Below are 19,089 nucleotides of genomic sequence, written 5' to 3' on the forward strand. Positions count from 1 at the left end.
TCGCAGGCAGTCGCCGGGCCACGAGCGGCTCTATCCGAACAACGGGATCTCAACGCCCGCGATCAGGTTCCGGTGCCCGCCGAAGACCGGCGTGTCATCGGGGATGGTCTGCGAGACCAGGTCGGCCTGCGCGGCCGTGGCGGACGTCATCGGTCGTACTCCGTTCGCATTCCCAGCGGCAGGTCCAGGCGGTACTTGCCGTCCTCGATCTGCCTACGGGCCTCGGGAAGCTGTTCCGCGCATTCGGTGAACACTTCCTGTAACGCGGCCGACTGAACGCCCCTGCTGCCCGCGTACCGGAAGGCGCCGGCACGGCCACTTCGGCGACAACCCTCCGTGATGGCTGACGGACACTCAGAAACTCCTGGCGTATCGTCAGCCATTCAAGATCATCTTGCACGTGCGTTGCACAAGGTGCTGAAAAACAACAGTGATCAGTGGAGGGTAGTGAAGGTGAGTATCCGCAGGTCAGCTGGCATGTTGAGGTGTCGTGCCCCTTGCCTCCAAGGGGCACGACGCCGTGCCGTTCAGATGTCCCGGAAGATCTCGATCTGCGCCCCGATCGAGTTCAGCCGCTCGGCCAGGTCCTCGTACCCCCGGTTGATGACGTACACGTTGCGCAGCACCGACGTGCCCTCGGCCGCCATCATCGCCAGCAGGACCACCACGGCGGGGCGCAGGGCCGGCGGGCACATCATCTCGGCGGCGCGCCAGCGGGTGGGGCCCTCGACCAGGACGCGGTGGGGGTCCAGGAGCTGGAGTCGGCCGCCGAGGCGGTTGAGGTCGGTCAGGTAGATGGCGCGGTTGTCGTAGACCCAGTCGTGGATGAGGGTCTGGCCCTGGGCCGAGGCCGCGATGGCCGCGAAGAAGGGGACGTTGTCGATGTTCAGGCCCGGGAAGGGCATGGGGTGGATCTTGTCGATCGGCGCTTCGAGTTTGGAGGGGCGGACGGTGAGGTCCACCAGGCGCGTGCGGCCGTTGTCGGCGAAGTACTCCGGGGTGCGGTCGTGGTCGAGGCCCATCTCCTCCAGGACCGCCAGCTCGATCTCCAGGAACTCGATGGGGACGCGGCGGACCGTCAGCTCCGACTCCGTGACCACGGCGGCGGCGAGCAGGCTCATCGCCTCCACCGGGTCCTCGGAGGGGGAGTAGTCCACGTCGGCGTCGATGACCGGCATGCCGTGCACGGTGAGGGTGGTGGTGCCGATGCCTTCGACGCGGACGCCGAGGGCCTCCAGGAAGAAGCAGAGGTCCTGGACCATGTAGTTGGAGGAGGCGTTGCGGATGACGGTGACGCCGTCGTGGCGGGCGGCGGCGAGGAGCGCGTTCTCGGTGACCGTGTCGCCCCGCTCGGTCAGCACGATCGGGCGGTCCGGGCGTACCTGACGGTCGACCACCGCGTGGTAGTGGCCCTCGGTCGCGGCGACGTCCAGGCCGAAGCGGCGCAGCGCGATCATGTGCGGCTCGATGGTCCGGGTGCCGAGGTCGCAGCCGCCGGCGTAGGGCAGCCGGAAGCGGTCCATGCGGTGCAGCAGCGGGCCGAGGAACATGATGATCGAGCGGGTGCGGACGGCGGCCTCGGCGTCGATGGCCTCCATGTCCAGCTGGGCCGGCGGCACGATCTCCAGGTCGGTGCCGTCGTTGATCCAGCGGGTGCGCACGCCGATGGAGTTCAGCACCTCCAGGAGGCGGTAGACCTCCTCGATGCGGGCGACGCGGCGCAGCACCGTGCGCCCCTTGTTGAGCAGCGAGGCGCACAGCAGGGCCACGCAGGCGTTCTTGCTGGTCTTGACGTCGATGGCGCCGGAGAGACGCCGGCCGCCGACCACACGCAGGTGCATCGGACCCGAGTAGCCGAGGGAGACGATTTCGCTGTCCAGCGCTTCGCCGATGCGGGCGATCATCTCAAGGCTGATGTTCTGGTTGCCGCGCTCGATGCGGTTGACGGCGCTCTGACTGGTGCCGAGCGCCTCCGCGAGCTGTGACTGTGTCCAGCCCCGGTGCTGCCGGGCGTCACGGATGAGCTTGCCGATGCGTACGAGGTAGTCGTCTGCCATGAGGTCGAGGCTATCTCAGATATGAGATGGCGCCTCTCGGGGGGTCCGTCGGGGTGATGGGACGTCAACGTCGCCTCAATGATGCCTGGTCGAGCGGGTGCGCCGCCATCCGAAAGGTCCGGGCAAATCCATCGATGTCGTACGACGTCCAGTGCTGCTGCGGGTGTGGCGCGGGCCGTTCTTGCCGCCGGTCGTGATGGACCAGGAACGTTTGTTGATGTTCAGCCGTACTCCGGGGAGGATCCGGAAACTCTTGCGGAACGTGAGGGGCATCGTGTCTCCTTCCGAGTCGCGCCGGGTGTTCCCGGCTCGCATCGGATACCCCCGTTCGGCGTACTGATGGCCGGGCGGGTCACTCGGGAGGGGTCGGGGCGGTTCCCGGGTGAGACCGGGGCGGCTCCGGGGTGGGGTGCACGCCACAGCACGCCGCAGCACGCTGTGGCGTGCCACAGCACGCCACACCGCGCCCGGGCATGACCAGCTCGCCCCTATGTACTAGAGTTATCTCGACATCGAGATATCTGCCGAGGCGCACCGCAGTCGAACGCCGCTGTCGGATCTGATGGTAAGGCTTGCCTAAGTTAGCCCTACCTTAGCGGATCGGCCAGGGTGGCGTGGCGGCAGGATGCGGTGGTACGCGCACATAAATGAAGGAGACTGTCGTGTCGGCGAACAGCTTCGACGCCCGCAGCACACTGCAGGTGGGCGACGAGTCGTACGAGATCTTCCGGCTGGACAAGGTCGAGGGCTCCGCGCGCCTTCCCTACAGCCTGAAGGTGCTGCTGGAGAACCTCCTCCGCACCGAGGACGGCGCGAACATCACCGCCGACCACATCCGCGCCCTGGGCGGCTGGGACTCGCAGGCCCAGCCGTCGCAGGAGATCCAGTTCACGCCGGCCCGAGTGATCATGCAGGACTTCACCGGCGTGCCCTGTGTCGTCGACCTCGCCACCATGCGCGAGGCCGTCAAGGAGCTCGGCGGTGACGCGGCGAAGATCAACCCGCTGGCCCCGGCCGAGCTGGTCATCGACCACTCCGTCATCGCCGACAAGTTCGGCACCAACGACGCCTTCAAGCAGAACGTCGACCTGGAGTACGGCCGCAACAAGGAGCGCTACCAGTTCCTGCGCTGGGGCCAGACCGCGTTCGACGAGTTCAAGGTCGTCCCGCCGGGCACCGGCATCGTCCACCAGGTGAACATCGAGCACCTGGCCCGCGTCGTCATGACCCGTGACGGCAAGGCCTACCCCGACACCCTGGTCGGCACCGACTCGCACACCACCATGGTCAACGGCCTCGGCGTCCTCGGCTGGGGCGTCGGCGGCATCGAGGCCGAGGCCGCGATGCTCGGCCAGCCGGTCTCCATGCTGATCCCGCGCGTCGTCGGCTTCAAGCTGACCGGCGAGCTGACGCCCGGCACCACCGCCACCGACCTGGTCCTCACGATCACCGAGATGCTGCGCAAGCACGGCGTCGTCGGCAAGTTCGTCGAGTTCTACGGTGAGGGTGTCGCCGCCACGTCGCTGGCCAACCGCGCCACCATCGGCAACATGTCGCCGGAGTTCGGCTCCACCGCCGCGATCTTCCCGATCGACGACGAGACGCTGAACTACATGCGCCTGACCGGCCGCAGCGACCAGCAGGTCGCCCTCGTCGAGGCGTACGCCAAGCAGCAGGGCCTCTGGCTGGACCCGAAGGCCGAGCCGGACTTCTCCGAGAAGCTGGAGCTCGACCTCTCCACGGTCGTGCCCTCCATCGCCGGCCCGAAGCGCCCGCAGGACCGCATCGTCCTCGCGAACGCCGCCCAGCAGTTCAAGCAGGACGTCCTGAACTACGTGGACGTGGTGGACGAGGCGGGCAAGGAGTCCTTCCCGGCCTCCGACTCCCCGGCCGTCACCCCGAACGGCGCCCCGTCCAACCCGGTCCCGGTCACCGCCCCCGACGGCACGACCTACGAGCTGGACCACGGTGCGGTGACGGTCGCGGCCATCACCTCCTGCACCAACACCTCCAACCCGTACGTCATGGTCGCCGCCGCCCTGGTGGCCAAGAAGGCGGTCGAGAAGGGCCTGACCCGCAAGCCCTGGGTCAAGACCACCCTCGCCCCGGGCTCCAAGGTCGTCACCGACTACTTCGAGAAGGCGGGCCTGACCCCGTACCTCGACAAGGTCGGCTTCAACCTCGTCGGCTACGGCTGCACCACCTGCATCGGCAACTCCGGCCCGCTGCCGGACGAGGTCTCCAAGGCCGTCAACGACCACGACCTGGCCGTCACCTCGGTGCTCTCCGGCAACCGCAACTTCGAGGGCCGGATCAACCCCGACGTCAAGATGAACTACCTGGCGTCCCCGCCGCTGGTCGTCGCCTACGCCCTCGCGGGCTCCATGAAGGTCGACATCACCAAGGACGCCCTCGGTGCCGACCAGGACGGCAACCCGGTCTTCCTGAAGGACATCTGGCCGACCGAGGCCGAGGTCAACGACGTCGTCGCCAACACCATCGGCGAGGACATGTTCTCCAAGTCCTACAGCGACGTCTTCGCGGGCGACGCCCAGTGGCAGGCGCTGTCCATCCCGACCGGCGACACGTTCGAGTGGGACAGCGAGTCCACCTACGTGCGCAAGCCCCCGTACTTCGAGGGCATGGGCATGGAGCCGGCCCCGGTGGAGGACATCTCCGGCGCCCGGGTGCTGGCCAAGCTGGGCGACTCGGTCACCACCGACCACATCTCCCCGGCCGGTGCGATCAAGGCCGACACCCCGGCCGGCAAGTACCTGACGGAGCACGGCGTCGAGCGCCGCGACTTCAACAGCTACGGCTCGCGCCGCGGCAACCACGAGATCATGATCCGCGGTACGTTCGCCAACATCCGCCTGCGCAACCAGATCGCGCCGGGCACCGAGGGCGGCTACACCCGCGACTTCACCCAGGACGGCGGTCCGGTGTCGTTCATCTACGACGCCTCCCGCAACTACATCGAGCAGGGCGTCCCGCTCGTCGTCCTGGCCGGCAAGGAGTACGGCTCCGGCTCGTCCCGCGACTGGGCCGCCAAGGGCACCGCGCTCCTCGGCGTCAAGGCCGTCATCGCCGAGTCGTACGAGCGCATCCACCGCTCGAACCTCATCGGCATGGGCGTCCTGCCGCTCCAGTTCCCGGAGGGCCACACCGCCGAGTCCCTCGGCCTGACCGGCGAGGAGGCCTTCTCCGTCTCCGGCGTCACCGAGCTCAACGAGGGCACCACCCCGCGCACGGTGAAGGTCACCACCGACACCGGCGTCGAGTTCGACGCGGTCGTCCGCATCGACACCCCGGGCGAGGCGGACTACTACCGCAACGGCGGCATCCTGCAGTACGTGCTGCGCAGCCTGATCCGCAAGTAGGCGGTACGGCACAGCGGTTCAGGGCCGCATCCCCGGCGACGGGGGTGCGGCCCCGCGCGCGTTCCGGTACGGCACGGAGGGGTGACCACCGGTGCGCCTCCGGGTGCCGTCAGGCGACCGCTCCGCCGGTGCCGCGTGCGGCGGCGATGTAGTCGGCGCGGCCGGCCCCGTCGTACACGGTGATGTCGACCGACGCGCCGTCCGGGATGCTGAGGTTCTTCACCGTGAGGTCGACGGTCTCCGAGGTGCCCGGCGCCGAGAAGGTGCCCAGGTCGTGGTAGGAGCCGCCGGACGAGTAGCCGACGGCCACGTAGAAGGTGTCGCCGTCGTTCTTGGTGTCGTAGATCCAGAGCTTCTCGCCGCTCGGGTGGAACTCCACCTTGCCGACGAACCAGCCCGCGTCGTTCAGCTCCATCTTGACGGCGGTGCCGCCCGCGTCGTGCGCGAAGTAGGTGCCGTCGAACGGGTCGGTGAGGCTGCCGCCGCTGCACGGGCAGCCGCTGGTGTTGCGGTAGTACGTGGAGACGCTGGGATCGGGGTCGTACGCCTGGGCCGGCGTCGCCGTCGCGAACAGGGCCCCCGCCGCCAGCAGCGCGCCCGTGACCAGACCCGTGAACCGTTTGCCGATGCTCGTCCGCATGTGTTCCCCCTCGGCATGCGTGTGAGGCGCCGGCCGGCGTCCGCCGGTGGCGCCCGCTCATTGTGGGGCATCCGTCACGTACGGGGAATGGGTCGGCACGGGGGAGTGGCGGGTTCGGGCCACAAGCCCGGACCCGCCACGGTGTCTCACCCGCTCACGCCGGCCTCATCCGCTGACGCCGGCCTCGTCCCGCTCACGCCAGCAGTTCCACCTCCGCCAGCGTGTGCTCCCCGTCCAGGACCAGGCGGTACTTCTGGTACGTCCCCGGCGACCTCACCGAGAACGCCCGGGTCTGCCGGTCCCAGGCGAAGGACTCGCCCGAGCGCTGGTCCAGCGTCCGCCAGGTCGTGCCGTCGGCCGAGCCCTGGAGCTTCCAGCCGGTCGGTGCCTTCGTCCGGTCCGCCGACGACGTCAGGGTGTACTGGACCGCCTCGGCGCCCTTCTCGGACACCGGCAGCTCCACCGACGTCACGCTCGCGTCGGTCGCCGACGTGTCGTCGAACAGGGCGCCCTCGGCCTCGATCGCGTCCGCGCGCGGGGTCGGCACCTCGTCGTCCTCGGTGATCGACACCGGGGCGGCGTTGTCGCCGGTGCCCCACTTCGACGGCCGCGGGCCCATGTCGAACTCCAGGACGCCGCCCTTCGCGATCAGCGAGTGGGGGAGCGAAGTCGAGTTCCAGCGCTTGCCGTTGACCTTCAGTCCCTGCACGTAGACGTTCTCCGTGCTGTTCTTCGGCGCCTTGACGACCAGCTTGCGGCCGTTCTCCAGCTCGACGGTCGCCTTGGTGAACAGCGGGGAGCCGATGGCGTACTCGCCGCTGCCCATCACCAGCGGGTAGAAGCCGAGCGCGGAGAAGAGGTACCAGGCCGACTGCTCGCCGTTGTCCTCGTCACCGTGGTACCCCTGGCCGATGTCGCTGCCGGTGTACAGGCGGGAGAGCACCTCGCGGACGTTCTTCTGCGTCTTGTGGGGCTGCCCGGCCGCGTCGTACATGTACAGGGCGTGGTGGGCGACCTGGTTGGAGTGCCCGTACATGCCCATCCGGACGTCGCGCGCCTCGGTCATCTCGTGGATGACACCGCCGTAGGAGCCCTTGAACTCCGGGGAGGCCGTCTCCGGGGTGGTGAGGTACTCGTCGAGCTTGTCACCGAGGCCGTCCCGGCCGCCGTACAGGTTGGCCAGGCCCCGGCTGTCCTGCGGGGCGGTGAAGGCGTAGCCCCAGCCGTTGGTCTCCGTGTAGTCGTGGCCCCACACGCGCGGGTCGTACTTCTCGGAGTCCACGCGCCAGTCGCCCGCCAGGTCCTTGCCCTGGAAGAAGCCGGCCTTCGAGTCGAACATGTTGACGTAGTCCTGGGCGCGGTCGAGGAAGTACGCCGACTCCTCCTTGTACCGCTTCTCGCCGGTCTCCTTGTAGAGCTTCTCGCCCATCTTCGCGATGCCGTAGTCGTTGAGGTAGCCCTCCAGCGCCCACGACATGCCCTCGTGCGTCTCGGTGCCGGTGTAGCCGAGGAACGGCGAGGTCTCCATGCCCTTGCGGCCCACGGCGGACGACGGGGGCACCACGGTGGCGTTCTTGACGGCCGCGTCGTACGCCGCCTTCACGTCGAAGTCGTCGACGCCCTTGACGTACGCGTCGGCGAAGGCCACGTCCGAGGAGGTGCCGGTCATCAGGTCCGCGTAGCCCGGGGAGGACCAGCGCGAGGTCCAGCCGCCGTCCTTGTAGTGCTGCACGAAGCCGTCGACCAGCTCACCGGCCTTGGACGGGGTCAGGAAGGAGTACGCGGGCCAGGTGGTCCGGTAGGTGTCCCAGAAGCCGTTGTTGACGTAGACCTTGCCGTCCACGATCTTGGCGCCGGTCCGGGTCGGGGTGTCTTCCTTGTCGGCGTCCGAGAAGGGGGAGGCGTACTTGTACTTCCCGTCGACCTTCTCGTGGCCCGCGTTCGGGTACAGGTAGAGCCGGTAGAGGCTGGAGTACAGCGTGGTCAGCTGGTCCTGCGTGGCGCCCTCGACCTTCACCTTGCCGAGGATGCGGTCCCACTGCTTCTGGGCGTCGCGCTTGACCTTGTCGAAGGAGGCGCGCTTCGGGATCTCCTGGCGCAGGTTGTCCTCGGCCTGGTCGACGCCGATCAGCGAGGTCGCGATGCGCATCGTCACGGTGCGGTCCCGGCCCGCGTCGAAGCGCAGGTGGCCGGTGACGCCGCTCGAGTCGCCGCCGGTGACCTTGGAGTCGAACTCGCCGTAGACGAAGAGGCGGGTGGCGCCCGCGGAGCCGCCGGACTTGACGTCCGAGTAGCCGCTGAAGGTGCCGGTCTCCTCGTCCAGGGTCAGGCCGCCCTGGTCGTTGACGTTGTCGAAGATCACGCTCGCGTCGTCACCGGGGTAGGTGAAGCGCATCATCGCCGCGTGGTCGGTCGGCGCCATCTCGGCCTTCAGGCCGTTCTCGAACCGCACCCCGTAGTAGTACGGCCGGGCGGTCTCGTTCTCGTGCCTGAAGGGCAGCTCACGGGCGTCCCGGCCGGTGTCCGGGGTGCCGGAGGCGGCGGACGGCATCACCTGGAAGGTCTGCCGCTCGCCCATCCACGGGCTCGGCTCGTGGCTCGCGCCGAACGCCTGGAGCGTGGGCAGGTTGTCCGCGTTGTTGCCGCGCGCGTAGTCGTAGATCCAGTTCAGCGAACCGGCGTTGGTCACCGGCGTCCAGAAGTTGAATCCGTGCGGCACGGCGGTCGCCGGGAAGTTGTTGCCGCGGGAGAAGCTGCCGCTGGAGTTGGTGCCGCGGGTGGTCAGCGCGTAGTCGGACAGATGCGCCTTCGGCCGCTCGGGCCTGACGCGCTCGATCGCCACGTCGTCCAGCCAGCCGCGGAACTTCGCCGGCCCCTTGGGGGAGTCGTACGCCACCAGGATCCGGTCGACGGTCTTGCCGGCCGCGACCGACCCGATCCCCGACCGCACGCTGTTCCACTGGTTGACGTACAGCACCTTGGCGTCGCCCTGACCGCGCGGCGTCAACGGGAAACCGTGCTGGTCGGTCGCCTTCAGGTCGCTCAGATAGGTGCCGTCGGTGAAGGCGAGGTCGACCGCGACGTTGGTGGCGTCGTAGTCGAGGTCGCCGTCCCTCATCGAGGGGAAGACCTTGTAGGACAGCTCCGTGCGGCGGTCGACCTTCACGTCGACGTCGAAGACCTTGTTGTACGAGTACGCGCGGCCGTCCGCGGTGTGCCGGCCCGCGTACTGGAGGGCGTGCCTGCCGGTGAAGCCGGCGTGCGCCTTGGCGGTCGGCGAGCCGCTCGGGCCGGTGTCGACGAGGGACAGCATGTCCTCGGGGACGGGCGTGTCGGTGGCGGCGGTGGCCAGCTGGACGTCGGCGAGCTGGAGCGCGTCGCCGGCCCCGTTGTTCCGGGTGACCTCCAGCCGGAAGTGCTGGAACTCGGCCACTTCCGCGAGCTCGTACGTCTTGGTGTGGAACGGCTCGTCGAAGGACTCTCCGGACCGGGTGTCCAGCGTCCGCCAGTTCTCCCCGTCGGCGGAGCCCTTCAGCGTCCAGTCCTCGGGGTCGCGCTCGGAGTGGTCGTTGGCCGAGGTGAGCGCGTACTTGGTGATCTTCGCCGGTTCGTCCAGGTCGAACTCGACCCAGCCGGTCGGCGCGAAGGTCAGCCACTTGGTGGTGGGTTCGTTGTCGAAGAGGTTCTCCTTCACCTCCCCGCCGCCCGTGTTCTCCGCGCTCGCCCGGACGCCGGTGACGCGGTCGGTGACGTTGCCCGGTATCCCGGTGCTGTACCCGCCGTCCACCCCCGCGGACCGCTTGCCGCCGTCCGGATCGGTGTCCACGGTGCTGATCCAGTCCGGAACCGGGTCATCCGCCTCGAACGAGGACGCGAACTCCCGGTCGGTCTCGGCGGGTGCGGTGGGCAGCGCGACCGCCGCCCCCTGTGAACCCACCGCCAAAGCGAAGGCGGTCGTCATCACGACCGCCGGACCCCATCTGTGCCGAACTCTGTACTGCATGCCCTGGCCACCCCTCCTGCGCTGGGGACAACGTTGTCAACTCAATTGCGCAAGGACCAGTAGGGGTCAAGTGACATGTGATGTCAAGGGTGTTGGATGTGGCGTTCGGGGCTTATGCCGGGGATTCTTCCGGCAAGTGGCACACAGGCCATTCATATTTCCGGGAGGTCTCAACTCGGAAAAGACGTACCGCCAACCTTGCATTCGATCTTGCTCCGCCGACGGTAAGTGGACTATACCTGTCGGCCATCAGGGGGATCCGGGGGGAACGCCGAAAGCAACCTCCAGAGCGCCCGAACAGCGGTGTTCGACAGCAGTACCCGCACTTCCTGCACGACCCAGCGTGACCCGATCGCGGTGCCGGGGAAGATCCGGTTCACCGCCTGAGTCCTGGAGAAGGCGAGGACTTGAGCATGGGATCCACCACCGGCGTAGGCCATCGCGATCTGATCAGGCGGAGCGCGACCGCCGCTCCGGCCCCGGCGACTGTTGTGCCGGCATCACTCAGCTGATCATCGGCGCCGCACCGCGGCTCCGAGACGACGGCGACAGCGCCCCACGTGCGGCCGGCGCAAAACCGGTCCGGCCACGGCGGGCGCACACGCAGCACTTCCGTACAGATCCAATCGATCAGTGAGGATGCAGAGATGACCATTCGTGCCGGCTCTCTTGACAGGCGGACGCTCCTGCGGGGGGCCATCGCCACCGCGGCGATGGGCTCGTTCGCGGTCGCGTGCAGCTCTCCCTCCAGCGAGGACGGCGACGGCGACGGCGGCCCGAAGGGCGAGAAGAGCGCCACGAACCCGTTCGGTGTCGCCGCCGACTCCACGGTCGAAGCGGCCATCTTCGACGGCGGCTACGGCACCGACTACGTCGACTACACCAACCAGGTGCTCGGCAGCCAGGTCAAGGGCCTCAAGGTCCAGGTCGAGCCGGTCGTCGACATCGCCCCCCAGCTCCAGCCCCGCTTCGTCGGCGGCAACCCGCCGGACCTCATCGACAACTCCGGTGAGGATCAGATCGGCTTCCTCGGCATCCTCGACCAGTTGGAGGAGCTCGACGACCTCTTCGAGGCCAACACCTACGAAGGCAAGAAGATCGCCGACCTCGTCTACCCCGGCGTCAAGGACCCCGGAACGTACAACGGCAAGTTCGTCGCGCTCCGGTACGTGATGACGGTGTACGGCGTCTGGTACTCGAAGACGCTCTTCGAGGAGAACAACTGGACCCCGCCGAAGACCTGGGACGAGGCGCTCGACCTCGGCCAGAAGGCGAAGAAGAAGGGCAAGTACCTCTTCGTCCACGGCAAGGAAGCCGCGACCTACTACCAGACGATGCTGTTCGCCTCAGCGATCAAGGAGGGCGGTGACGAGGTCCGGCTCGCGCTCGGCAATCTCGAGAAGAACGCCTGGTCGCATCCGGCCATCCAGGGCGTCCTCAAGGTCATGGAGACCATGATCAAGGAGAAGATGTTCGTCCCCGGCGGCTCCGGCACCCAGTTCCAGAAGGCACAGGCGATCTGGAGCAACGACCAGAAGGCGCTGCTCTACCCGTCCGGTGGCTGGATCGAGAACGAGATGGCGAAGGCCACCAAGAAGGACTTCCAGATGACCGGGTTCCCGGAGATGACGCTCACGGACAAGCCGAAGCTTCCCTACGAGTCGCTCCACGCCGCAGCCGGCGAGCCCTTCATCGTGCCCAAGCAGGGCAAGAACCCGGCCGGCGGCAAGGAAGTGCTGCGGGCGATGCTGTCGGAGAAGGCGGCCGCCAACTTCTCCAAGACGAAGCTGGCCCCGACGGTGGTCAAGGGCACCGTGCCCGCCGACGGCTTCGGATCGGCCGCCCTCGTCTCCCAGACGACGATGCTCGAGGCCGCGGGCGACAACATCTACGACATGAGGAGGTTCGTCGAAGCCTACGGCATGAACACCGACCAGTTGGTGCCGTGGAACTCGTTCCTCTCCGGCGACCTCGACCGCAAGGGCCTCACCTCGGCCCTGCAGAAGATCTCCGACAAGGTCCAGGAAGACGACTCCATCGACAAGATCAAGATCAGCTAGTACGGCGATGAAAGACAACATCACCACCTCCGACGCCGTGAGCCGCCGGTCCGAGCCGGCCGCTCGCGGCGGGCGGCCACGGCGCCGCAAGCTCACCTTCGACCGGGTGACGTTCTTCCTCGCGTTCCTCGGTGTCCCGCTGGCCATCTTCGTGATCTTCGTCCTGATCCCGTTCGGCCAGGCGATCTTCTGGGGGATGACCGACTGGCGCGGCTTCAGCCCGGACTACAACTTCGTCGGCTTCGACAACTTCACGAAGATGTTCCAGGACGACATCTTCCTGAAGGCGTTGCGCAACGTCGCACTCCTCGCGGCCTTCGTGCCGCTGGTGACGCTGACGCTCGCCCTCGGGGTCGCCGTGGCCATCACCCTGGGCGGGCCCAGCAGGGGCCCCGTCCGCGGGATCCGGGGAGCGTCGTTCTACCGGATCATCTCGTTCTTCCCCTACGTCGTGCCGGCGATCATCGTCGGTCTGATCTGGGCGCAGATGTACGACCCGAACGCCGGCCTGCTCAACGGCGTCCTCACCGGCCTCGGCCTCGACCGGTTCGACACGTTCGCGTGGCTGGGCGAGAAGGCGACCGCGATGCCGTCCGTGATGTTCGTCATCATCTGGGGGCTCGTCGGGTTCTACGCGGTGCTCTTCATCGCCGCGATCAAGGGCGTTCCCGCCGAGCTGTACGAGGCGGCGAGGATCGACGGGGCCGGCCGGCTGCGCACCACGATCTCGATCACCTTGCCGGCGATCCGGGACAGCGTGCAGACGGCGTACATCTACCTGGGCATCGCCGCCCTCGACGCGTTCGTCTACGTTCAGGCGATGGTGCCGAACGGCGGCCCGGACAACTCGACCCTGACGATCAGCCAGCGTCTGTTCAACGTCGCTTTCGCCAAGCAGCAGTTCGGCTACGCCACCGCGATGGGCATCGTCCTCGCCGTCGTCACCCTGGTGTTCGCGGCGCTGGTGTTCCTCGTCAACCGCCTCACGGGCGGCGGCGAGGGCGAGAGCAAGAGGAAAGCACCTGGGTCCAGAGCTCGGCGTGCCGCAGCCAAGGGAGGTGCCCGGTGAGCGTCATCGCCGCCGACCGGAAGCCGGCCGGTGACCGGAAACCGGCGAGAGACCGGAATCTGACGCGCGTCGCCGCGAGCAGCGACCGCAGATTCGCGGCGATCTCGCACGCCATGCTGATCCTGTGGTCCGTGATCGTGATCGTGCCCATGCTGTGGGTGCTGGTGTCGTCGTTCAAATCGACCGGCGAGATCCTTTCGTCGCCGTTCTCGCTGCCGGATCAGTGGCGGATCGAGAACTACGCGAACGCGTGGACCGACGCGAACATCGGAAGGTACTTCCTGAATTCCGTGATCGTCGTGGTCTCGGCACTGATCCTGGTGATGCTGCTCGGCGCGATGTGCGCCTACGTTCTCGCCCGGTTCGAGTTCCCCGGCCGCCGGCTGATCTACTACGTGATGCTCGCCGGCCTGACTTTCCCGGTCTTCCTGGCGATCGTTCCGCTCTTCTTCCAGTTGCAGAACTTCGGGCTGCTGAACACGCGTCTCGGGCTGATCCTCACCTATGTCGCGTTCGCGCTGCCGTTCACGATGTTCTTCCTCTATTCGTTCTTCCGGTCGCTGCCGCACGACGTGTACGAGGCCGCGCTGATCGACGGTGCCGGGGACTGGCGGGCGTTCTTCCAGGTGATGCTGCCGATGGCCAGTCCGGGCATGGCGGCGGTGGCGATCTTCAACTTCCTGGGCCTGTGGAACCAGTTCCTGCTGCCGGTGGCGCTCAACACCGACCAGGACATGTGGGTCCTCACCCAGGGCATGGCCGCCTACGCGTCCTCGCAGGTCTACGACATCGACTACGGCGCGCTGTTCGCGGCGATCGTGATCACGGTGGTGCCCGTACTGATCGTGTACTGCGTCTTCCAGCGGCGGATCGCCGGTTCGGTGTCGCAGGGCACCTTCCGCTGAGCCCCACCGCCGCTCCACCCGTCGTACGCAGGGGCCCGGCCCCGGAGAGACAGCTCTCCGGGGCCGGGCCCCTGTGGTATACCGCCGGTAGTCGGCCGTGGACACGGCCTGGAACCGATTCCTCTCAAGGTCTTGACGTCACTGGGCGATTCAGCGGAGTTTGGAGTTCATAACTTGTACAAGGCCCGGTCGCCACAGGGTGACGCGGGCCAGGGATGAGGGTGAGAGTCAATGGAGACTCCGGGGTCGCAGTCGTCGCTGCACCGAGCCAACCTGGAGCGGGTCGTCCGAGCGGTACGTCTTGCGGGTTCGTTGACCCAGGCCGAGATCGCGAGGACGACGGGCCTGTCCGCGGCGACGGTCTCCAATATCGTTCGGGAGCTGAAGGACGGCGGCACGGTCGAGGTCACGCCCACCTCGGCGGGGGGCAGACGGGCCCGCAGCGTCTCCCTGAGCGGGGACGCCGGCATCGTCATCGGCGTGGACTTCGGGCACACGCACCTGCGTGTCGCGGTGGGGAACCTCGCCCACCAGGTGCTCGCCGAGGAGTCCGAGCCGCTGGACGTCGACGCCTCCGCGGCGCAGGGCCTGGACCGGGCGGAACAGCTGGTCAACCGGCTGATCGCGGCGACCGGCGTCGACCGTTCCAAGATCGCCGGCGTGGGCCTCGGCGTGCCAGGACCGATCGACGTGGAGTCCGGGACGCTGGGCTCGACCGCCATCCTGCCCGGCTGGGGCGGCACCCGGCCCGCCGAGGAGCTGCGGGGGCGGCTCGGCGTGCCGGTGCACGTGGACAACGACGCCAACCTCGGCGCCCTCGGCGAGCTGGTCTGGGGCAGCGGCCGGGGGGTGCGGGACCTGGCGTACATCAAGGTCGCCAGCGGCGTCGGCGCGGGCCTGGTGATCAACGGCAAGATCTACCGCGGACCCGGCGGCACGGCCGGCGAGATCGGGCACATTACGCTGGACGAAGCCGGTCCCGTCTGCCGCTGCGGAAACCGGGGCTGCCTGGAGACCTTCGCGTCCGCACGCTACGTGCTCCCGCTCCTCCAGCCGAGCCACGGCACCGAGCTGACGATGGAAGGCGTCGTGCGGCTGGCGAGGGACGGCGACCCGGGCTGCCGTCGGGTGATCGCCGACGTCGGCCGCCACATCGGCAGTGGAGTCGCCAACCTCTGCAACCTGCTCAACCCGAGCCGCGTCGTCCTCGGAGGCGATCTCGCCGAGGCCGGTGAGCTGGTGCTCGGCCCGATCCGGGAGTCCGTCGGCCGCTACGCGATCCCCAGTGCGGCGCGTCAACTCTCCGTCCTCCCCGGGGCACTCGGCGGGCGTGCGGAGGTGCTCGGAGCGCTCGCCCTCGCCCTCAGCGAGATGGGCGATTCGACGCTTTTGGACGGAACTGCGACCGGCGTTCTGCCGGCGGCCACTCCTGCCTTCACTTAGAGCACGGATGGCACCGTTGTCATCTCGTTAAGGATTTACTTCTTGACGTCGCACGTGCGGCCGAGTTGACTTCCAGCCACCTCGGCCGCAACGACGCGGCCTCGTCAGGGAGGTTTCTGAAGTGAACACGCGTATGCGTCGTGCCGCCGTTGCCGTTGCCGCCACCGCGATGGCGCTCTCGCTCGCCGCCTGCGGCAGCGCCGCCGAGTCCGACGAGAACAAGGACGCGGCGGACTCGTCCGCCAAGAAGGGCGACGACATCAAGGTCGGTCTGCTCCTGCCGGAGAACCAGAACGCGCGGTACGAGAAGTTCGACAAGCCCTTGATCGAGAAGAAGGTCAAGGAGCTCACGAACAACAAGGGCGAGGTCGTCTACGCCAACGCCAAGCAGGACCCCACGCTGCAGTCCCAGCAGGTCGACACGATGATCACCAACAAGGTCGACGTGCTCATCGTGGACGCCGTGGACTCCAAGGCCATCGCCGGCTCGATCAAGAAGGCCAAGGACCAGGGCATCCCGGTCGTCGCCTACGACCGCCTGGCCGAGGGCCCGATCGACGCCTACACCTCGTTCGACAACGTCACCGTCGGCAAGACGCAGGGCGAGGCGCTGCTGAAGGCGCTGGGCGACAAGGCCAAGGACGGCCAGATCGTCATGATGAACGGGTCCTCCACCGACCCGAACGCCGCCCAGTTCAAGGAGGGCGCCCACTCCGTCCTCGACGGCAAGGTGAACATCGGCCGCGAGTACGACACCAAGGAGTGGAAGCCGGAGAACGCCAACTCCAACATGCAGGCGGCCATCTCCGCCCTCGGCAAGGACAAGATCATCGGCGTCTACTCCGCCAACGACGGCATGGCGAGCGGTGTCATCACGGCACTGAAGCGCGCCGGCATCGCGAACATCCCGGTCACCGGCCAGGACGCCGAACTCGCGGGTGTGCAGCGCATCATCGCCGGTGAGCAGTACATGAGCGTCTACAAGTCCTACCCGCAGGAGGCCACGGTCGCGGGCGAGATGGCCGTCGCCCTCGCCAAGGGCGAGTCGCTCGACTCCATCGCCAAGGAGAAGTCCGACAGCGCCACGACCAAGGGCATCCCCACCGTCCTCATCCCGGTCGTCTCGCTGACCAAGGACAACATCAAGGAGACCGTCATCAAGGAGGGCTACTACACCCTCGACGAGATCTGCAGCGGCAACTACAAGGCCGCCTGCGACAAGATCGGCCTCAAGTAGGCAGCCCCGCCTCCCGTACCGCCTGAGCGCGGACGGGACCGGCTGCACGCAGCTTCCTCCGGCGCCCCGCACTCAACAGCCCCGCAAGCTACGCGGGGCGCCGGACGGAACACCCCCCCAAACTTCTGCACAACCTCCCGCCGGGTCAGGCGGCGAAGGAGATGGTTCACGTGTCCGCTACGCCCGTGCTGGCGTTGCGCGGGGTCTCCAAGCGATTCGGTGCCGTCCAGGCGCTCACCGACGTAGAGCTTGAGGTCCACGCCGGAGAAGTGGTCGCCCTGGTGGGCGACAACGGCGCCGGAAAGTCCACGCTGGTCAAGACGATCGCCGGCGTGCACCCCATCGATGAGGGCGCCATCGAGTGGGACGGCAAGGCCGTCTCGATCAACAAGCCGCACGACGCCCAGAACCTGGGCATCGCGACCGTCTACCAGGACCTCGCGCTGTGCGACAACATCGACGTCGTGGGAAACCTCTACCTGGGCCGCGAGATCATCAAGCGCGGTGTCCTGGACGAGGTCGAGATGGAGCGCCGCTCCCGCGAGCTGCTGGACACCCTGTCCATCCGCATCCCCAGCGTCCGCATCCCGATCGCCTCGCTCTCCGGCGGTCAGCGCCAGGTCGTGGCGATCGCCCGGTCCATGCTCGGCGAGCCCAAGCTGGTCATCCTCGACGAGCCCACCGCCGCCCTCGGCGTCGAGCAGACGGCGCAGGTCCTCGACCTCGTCGAGCGACTGCGCGAGCGCGGCCACGCCGTCATCCTCATCAGCCACAACATGGCCGATGTCAAGGCGGTCGCCGACAAGGTCGCCGTCCTGCGCCTCGGTCGCAACAACGGCGTCTTCGAGGTCAAGTCGACCTCGCAGGAAGAGATCATCTCCGCCATCACGGGCGCCACGGAGAACGCCGTGACCCGTCGTGCGGCGCGCACCAATGGGGAGATCAAGAAGTGAGCATCGACAAGACCTCCACCACCGCCGACGACCAGGCGGTGGAGAACCCCGACGCCGCCCCCGCCGCCGCCACCGTGGTCGACCCGCGGCTGCTGGTGCGCGAGCAGGGCTTCGCCGGCTACCTCGGCGAGTTCAAGCGGAAGATGAAGGCAGGCGACCTCGGGTCCATCCCGGTCGTCGTCGGTCTGCTGATCATCTGGGCCATCTTCACCAGCCTGAACTCCAACTTCCTCACCGCGGGCAACTTCTCCGACATGTCCGTCGCCATGGTCGGCACGGGCATGATCGCCGTCGGTATCGTCTTCGTCCTGCTGCTCGGCGAGATCGACCTGTCGGTCGGCTCGGTCAGCGGTGTCGCGGGCGCCACCTTCGCGGTGCTGAACATCACGCACGGGATGAACGAGGTGCTGGCCCTGGTGCTGGCCATCCTCACCGGCACCGTGGCCGGCGCCATCCACGGCTTCTTCTTCGCCCGCATCGGTGTGCCGGCCTTCGCCGTGACCCTGGCCGGACTGCTGTTCTGGCAGGGCTTCATGCTGCAGATACTCGGCAGCAACGGCACCATCAACCTGAACCCCGACGGCATCGTCGTCAAGCTGACCAGCTACTACTTCAGCGACGTGGCCGCCGCCTACGGCCTGGCGATCGTCGTGACCGCGGGGTACTTCCTCTCCGCCTTCTTCGACAACCGCCGCCGCGAGGCCGCGGGCGTGCCGTCCCGGCCGCTGAACGAGATCATCGTGCGCACGGTGCTGCTGGCCGCCCTGGCCTTCGCCGCGGCGATCGTCTTCAACCAGTACAAGGGCCTGCCGCTGGCCGTGGTGATCTTCCTGGCGTTCCTGCTGCTCACGGACTTCGTGCTGCGCCGCACGTCCTACGGCCGCAAGGTCTTCGCCCTCGGCGGCAGCGTCGAGGCGTCCCGCCGGGCCGGTATCAACGTCGAGCTGGTCCGGATCTCGGTCTTCGCGATCGCCGGCACCTTCGCCGCGATGGGCGGCCTCTTCGTCGCCTCGAAGATCGCCGCCGCCAACCAGGGCGCGGGCACCGGTGAGTTCCTGATGAACGTCATCGCCGCCGCCGTGATCGGCGGCACGTCCCTCTTCGGTGGCCGCGGCCGCACGTGGGACGCGCTGCTCGGTGTGATGGTCATCGTCTCGATCCAGTACGGCCTCGCCCTGGAGGGCGTCGGTTCGCCGGTCCAGTACATGATCACCGGTGGCGTCCTGCTGGCGACGGTCGTCATCGACGCGGTCACCCGCAAGACGCAGAAGACGGCCGGCCGCGCGTAGGCGCAAGCCACGCACGCCGCCCCGCACAGCGCCCGCCCGAGCTGAGCCCTCGG

At 67.9% G+C, this 19,089-nt stretch carries 12 protein-coding genes; 8 read left to right on the forward strand and 4 right to left on the reverse strand.

All coding sequences use genetic code 11. The features are described from left to right. Nucleotides 1-527 precede the first annotated feature (527 nt). On the reverse strand, nucleotides 528-2,057 hold the full coding sequence (locus tag ACH4NX_RS19365; protein WP_279564869.1) for a UDP-N-acetylglucosamine 1-carboxyvinyltransferase: 1,530 nt from the start codon (nucleotides 2,055-2,057) through the stop codon (nucleotides 528-530). A 75-nt stretch (nucleotides 2,058-2,132) separates the two neighbouring features. Beyond that, a complete protein-coding gene (locus tag ACH4NX_RS19370) occupies nucleotides 2,133-2,330 on the reverse strand; it encodes a DUF4236 domain-containing protein (protein WP_351391494.1) in 198 nt (65 codons plus the stop codon). 389 nt (nucleotides 2,331-2,719) lie between these two features. Here ACH4NX_RS19370 and acnA point away from each other — a divergent pair, with 389 nt between their 5' ends. After that, nucleotides 2,720-5,437, forward strand: a complete 2,718-nt coding sequence (acnA, locus tag ACH4NX_RS19375; protein ID WP_351391497.1) for an aconitate hydratase AcnA — start codon at nucleotides 2,720-2,722, stop codon at nucleotides 5,435-5,437. A gap of 109 nt (nucleotides 5,438-5,546) precedes the next feature. Here acnA and ACH4NX_RS19380 read toward each other — a convergent pair whose 3' ends face one another. Together ACH4NX_RS19380 and ACH4NX_RS19385 are read right to left on the reverse strand one after the other, a co-directional pair. Then, nucleotides 5,547-6,077 (reverse strand): hypothetical protein, encoded by a 531-nt coding sequence (locus ACH4NX_RS19380; protein WP_351391500.1) that lies wholly within the window; start codon nucleotides 6,075-6,077, stop codon nucleotides 5,547-5,549. Between the two features lie 193 nt (nucleotides 6,078-6,270). After that, a complete protein-coding gene (locus ACH4NX_RS19385) occupies nucleotides 6,271-10,080 on the reverse strand; it encodes a GH92 family glycosyl hydrolase (protein WP_398129296.1) in 3,810 nt (1,269 codons plus the stop codon). 647 nt (nucleotides 10,081-10,727) lie between these two features. On the opposite strand from ACH4NX_RS19385, the gene ngcE reads away from it, so the two are divergent. From ngcE to ACH4NX_RS19420, 7 genes are all read left to right on the forward strand, one after another. Continuing rightward, nucleotides 10,728-12,140: an N-acetylglucosamine/diacetylchitobiose ABC transporter substrate-binding protein gene (gene ngcE, locus ACH4NX_RS19390; RefSeq protein WP_351391506.1), complete on the forward strand. Its 1,413-nt coding sequence runs from the start codon at nucleotides 10,728-10,730 to the stop codon at nucleotides 12,138-12,140. Nucleotides 12,141-12,147: 7 nt separating this feature from the next. Next, a complete protein-coding gene (locus ACH4NX_RS19395) occupies nucleotides 12,148-13,209 on the forward strand; it encodes a carbohydrate ABC transporter permease (RefSeq protein WP_398129295.1) in 1,062 nt (353 codons plus the stop codon). Next, on the forward strand, nucleotides 13,206-14,114 hold the full coding sequence (locus ACH4NX_RS19400; RefSeq protein ID WP_351391509.1) for a carbohydrate ABC transporter permease: 909 nt from the start codon (nucleotides 13,206-13,208) through the stop codon (nucleotides 14,112-14,114). The genes ACH4NX_RS19395 and ACH4NX_RS19400 overlap by 4 nt, the downstream gene beginning before the upstream one ends. A gap of 231 nt (nucleotides 14,115-14,345) precedes the next feature. Then, nucleotides 14,346-15,557 carry an ROK family transcriptional regulator gene (locus tag ACH4NX_RS19405; protein WP_351391512.1) on the forward strand — a complete coding sequence of 404 codons (1,212 nt, stop codon included), beginning with the start codon at nucleotides 14,346-14,348 and terminating at the stop codon, nucleotides 15,555-15,557. Nucleotides 15,558-15,690: 133 nt separating this feature from the next. Further along, nucleotides 15,691-16,794, forward strand: a complete 1,104-nt coding sequence (locus ACH4NX_RS19410; RefSeq protein ID WP_351391946.1) for a sugar ABC transporter substrate-binding protein — start codon at nucleotides 15,691-15,693, stop codon at nucleotides 16,792-16,794. 161 nt (nucleotides 16,795-16,955) lie between these two features. Continuing rightward, nucleotides 16,956-17,747 carry an ATP-binding cassette domain-containing protein gene (locus ACH4NX_RS19415; protein ID WP_279564884.1) on the forward strand — a complete coding sequence of 264 codons (792 nt, stop codon included), beginning with the start codon at nucleotides 16,956-16,958 and terminating at the stop codon, nucleotides 17,745-17,747. Beyond that, on the forward strand, nucleotides 17,744-19,036 hold the full coding sequence (locus ACH4NX_RS19420) for a sugar ABC transporter permease (RefSeq protein WP_351391515.1): 1,293 nt from the start codon (nucleotides 17,744-17,746) through the stop codon (nucleotides 19,034-19,036). Before ACH4NX_RS19415 ends, ACH4NX_RS19420 begins: the two co-directional genes overlap by 4 nt. Nucleotides 19,037-19,089 lie beyond the last annotated feature (53 nt).

Source organism: Streptomyces sp. NPDC017225 (assembly GCF_044331465.1).
In the GTDB taxonomy this organism is placed as follows: Bacteria; Actinomycetota; Actinomycetes; order Streptomycetales; family Streptomycetaceae; genus Streptomyces.

Excerpts from the sequence above, each read along its gene's own strand:
- ACH4NX_RS19380 (WP_351391500.1), bottom strand. The coding sequence starts at position 6,077 with ATGCGGACGAGCATCGGCAAACGGTTCACGGGTCTGGTCACGGGCGCG.
- ACH4NX_RS19385 (WP_398129296.1), bottom strand. The coding sequence starts at position 10,080 with ATGCAGTACAGAGTTCGGCACAGATGGGGTCCGGCGGTCGTGATGACG.
- ngcE (WP_351391506.1), top strand. The coding sequence starts at position 10,728 with ATGACCATTCGTGCCGGCTCTCTTGACAGGCGGACGCTCCTGCGGGGG.
- ACH4NX_RS19415 (WP_279564884.1), top strand. The coding sequence starts at position 16,956 with ATGGTTCACGTGTCCGCTACGCCCGTGCTGGCGTTGCGCGGGGTCTCC.
- ACH4NX_RS19410 (WP_351391946.1), top strand. The coding sequence starts at position 15,691 with ATGCGTCGTGCCGCCGTTGCCGTTGCCGCCACCGCGATGGCGCTCTCG.
- ACH4NX_RS19370 (WP_351391494.1), bottom strand. The coding sequence starts at position 2,330 with ATGCCCCTCACGTTCCGCAAGAGTTTCCGGATCCTCCCCGGAGTACGG.
- ACH4NX_RS19365 (WP_279564869.1), bottom strand. The coding sequence starts at position 2,057 with ATGGCAGACGACTACCTCGTACGCATCGGCAAGCTCATCCGTGACGCC.
- ACH4NX_RS19395 (WP_398129295.1), top strand. The coding sequence starts at position 12,148 with ATGAAAGACAACATCACCACCTCCGACGCCGTGAGCCGCCGGTCCGAG.
- ACH4NX_RS19405 (WP_351391512.1), top strand. The coding sequence starts at position 14,346 with ATGGAGACTCCGGGGTCGCAGTCGTCGCTGCACCGAGCCAACCTGGAG.